This is a genomic window from Azoarcus indigens (genome assembly GCF_004361735.1).
Lineage (GTDB): Bacteria > Pseudomonadota > Gammaproteobacteria > Burkholderiales > Rhodocyclaceae > Azoarcus > Azoarcus indigens.
Genome location: NZ_SNVV01000074.1, coordinates 1 through 1,114, shown reverse-complemented (window position 1 = coordinate 1,114; position 1,114 = coordinate 1). Strand labels below are relative to the sequence as shown.

General features: G+C 64.2%; 1 protein-coding gene. It reads right to left on the bottom strand.

All coding sequences use genetic code 11. The features are described from left to right. Positions 1–84: 84 nt before the first annotated feature. Positions 85–1,068 carry an IS5 family transposase gene (locus C7389_RS24745; protein WP_133595321.1) on the bottom strand — a complete coding sequence of 328 codons (984 nt, stop codon included), beginning with the start codon at positions 1,066–1,068 and terminating at the stop codon, positions 85–87. Positions 1,069–1,114 lie beyond the last annotated feature (46 nt).

The window sequence follows — 1,114 nt, the reverse complement described above, 5'->3', positions numbered from 1 at the left end:
GACCTTTCGAGTTCGAAGGCATTTTTCGCTTCCGACCGGGTCGGCCACGGGCCGTTGCCCCCGCTTTCGCTCCTTGGTGCCCCATCAGGACGCACCTCGGGCACGAAGCGCCAACAACGGTCGGCGCGCCAGGAACAGATTGGCCAGCCCGAAGAGCGTGAACAGTTGCGCTTCGTTCTTCGCCAGCCCGCGGTAGCGCGTCTTCTTGTGCTTGAAGAGGTTCTTGACCACATGGAACGGATGCTCGACCTTGGCGCGAATGCTCGCCTTCGCCCGCTCGAGCTTCTCGAGGAGTTTGCCCAGCCGGTTGGCCGGCAGCGCCTTGCGCTTGCTGCGCTTCATGGCGACGTGCCAGGTCGCCTTGTTGTCCCGGTTCTCTTTGCGTTTTTCGACGCCCTGGTAGCCCGCGTCGCCAAGGACCTCGGTCTCCTCGCCATGCAGCAGCTTGTGCGTCTGGCTCACGTCGCTTGTGTTGGCCGCCGTGGCCACCACCGCATGCACCAAGCCCGACTCGGCGTCGACGCCGATGTGCGCCTTCATCCCGAAGTACCACTGGTTACCCTTCTTCGTCTGGTGCATCTGGGGATCGCGCGCCTTGGCGCGGTTCTTGGTCGAAGGAGGCGCCGCGATGAGCGTCGCATCGACGATGGTGCCTTCACGCATCGTCAAGCCTTTCTCGGCCAGGTGCGTCTTGATCACCTCGAAGATCTTTTGCGTGAGCCCATGCCTCTCCAGCAGGCGGCGGAACTTCAACAGTGTGGTCGCGTCCGGCGCCGCTTCTCGGGCCAGATCAATGCCGACGAAGCCGCGAATCGCCTGGCTGTCGTAGATGGCGTCCTCGATCCCTTCGTCCGACAGCCCGAAACACTGCTGAGCGACGTACATCCGCAGCATCCGTCCCACCCCGATCGGCGGCCGGCCGCGGCCCGCACCCTTCGGGTAGAACGGCTCGATCTCGGCCTCCAGCGCCGTCCACGGCGTCACCGCCTCGATCTCGGCGAGAAAGCGGTCGCGCCGCGTCTGCTTCTTCTTGGCGGCGTACTCCAGGTCGGAAAAGCTCGATTGCATCGGTTGAGGTCTCGTCGTGGCCCAGCAGCCGCCATTATCTCAAAGG

Coding starts and splice junctions, on each gene's coding strand:
- C7389_RS24745 (WP_133595321.1), bottom strand. CDS start 1,068: ATGCAATCGAGCTTTTCCGACCTGGAGTACGCCGCCAAGAAGAAGCAG.